Origin of the sequence: Microbispora sp. NPDC049125 (assembly GCF_040802045.1) — a bacterium.
Lineage (GTDB): Bacteria > Actinomycetota > Actinomycetes > Streptosporangiales > Streptosporangiaceae > Microbispora.
Genome location: NZ_JBEZDW010000115.1, coordinates 1 through 1537, shown reverse-complemented (window position 1 = coordinate 1537; position 1537 = coordinate 1). Strand labels below are relative to the sequence as shown.

1 rRNA gene is annotated in these 1537 nt (G+C 57.6%); it reads left to right on the top strand.

Annotated elements, in window-relative coordinates:
• A 23S ribosomal RNA gene (locus AB0B72_RS40230) occupies positions 1-1517 on the top strand; the annotation flags it as partial.
• Positions 1518-1537: the final 20 nt, after the last annotated feature.

The following is a 1537-nucleotide window of genomic DNA, read 5'->3' as shown; positions in this document are numbered from 1 at the left end:
GAACGCTTGATCCGATGGGGTAGTAGGTAAGCGATGGGGTGACGCAGGAAGGTAGCCCATCCCGGGCGGTGGTTGTCCCGGGGTAAGCATGTAGGGAGAGAGATAGGCAAATCCGTCTCTCACATATCCTGAGGTGTGATGCCGAGCCGATTGTGGCGAAGTGGGTGATCCTATGCTGCCGAGAAAAGCCTCTAGCGAGTGTCGTGGCGGCCCGTACCCTAAACCGACTCAGGTGGTCAGGTAGAGAATACCAAGGCGGTCGGGTGAACTGTGGTTAAGGAACTCGGCAAATTGCCCCCGTAACTTCGGGAGAAGGGGGACCTTTACTGGTGATCGGACTAGCTTCGTGAGCTGGTGGGGGTCGCAGTGGCCAGGGGGAAGCGACTGTTTACTAAAAACACAGGTCCGTGCTAAGTCGTAAGACGATGTATACGGACTGACGCCTGCCCGGTGCCGGAACGTTAAGGGGACCGCTTAGCCAGCTTGTCTGGCGAAGGTGAGAACTTAAGCGCCGGTAAACGGCGGTGGTAACTATAACCATCCTAAGGTAGCGAAATTCCTTGTCGGGTAAGTTCCGACCTGCACGAATGGCGTAACGACTTCCCCGCTGTCTCAACCACAGGCCCGGTGAAATTGCAGTACGAGTAAAGATGCTCGTTTCGCGCAGCAGGACGGAAAGACCCCGGGACCTTCACTACAGCTTGACATTGGCGTTTGGAACGTCTTGTGTAGGATAGGTGGGAGACTGGGAAGCTGTAACGCTAGTTACGGTGGAGTCATTGGTGAAATACCACTCTGGTCGTTTTGGACGTCTAACCCGCGCCCGTGTATCCGGGTGGGGGACAGTGTCTGGTGGGTAGTTTAACTGGGGCGGTTGCCTCCTAAAAGGTAACGGAGGCGCCCAAAGGTTCCCTCAGCCTGGTTGGCAATCAGGTGTCGAGTGTAAGTGCACAAGGGAGCTTGACTGTGAGACTGACGGGTCGAGCAGGAGCGAAAGCTGGGACTAGTGATCCGGCATCGGCGTGTGGAAGCGGTGTCGCTCAACGGCTAAAAGGTACCCCGGGGATAACAGGCTGATCTTCCCCAAGAGTCCATATCGACGGGATGGTTTGGCACCTCGATGTCGGCTCGTCGCATCCTGGGGCTGGAGTAGGTCCCAAGGGTTGGGCTGTTCGCCCATTAAAGCGGTACGCGAGCTGGGTTTAGAACGTCGCGAGACAGTTCGGTCCCTATCCGCTGCGCGCGCAGGAGACTTGAGAGGGGCTGTCCCTAGTACGAGAGGACCGGGACGGACGAACCTCTGGTGTGCCAGTTGTTCCGCCAGGAGCACGGCTGGTTGGCTACGTTCGGTAGGGATAACCGCTGAAAGCATCTAAGCGGGAAGCTCGCCTCGAGATGAGGTCTCCCACCACGAGAGTGGGTAAGGCCCCCTAGAGACGATGGGGTTGATAGGCCGGAAGTGGACGCATCGTAAGGTGTGGAGCTGACCGGTACTAATAGGCCGAGGACTTGACCATGAAACCCGCCCTGCAGGCGC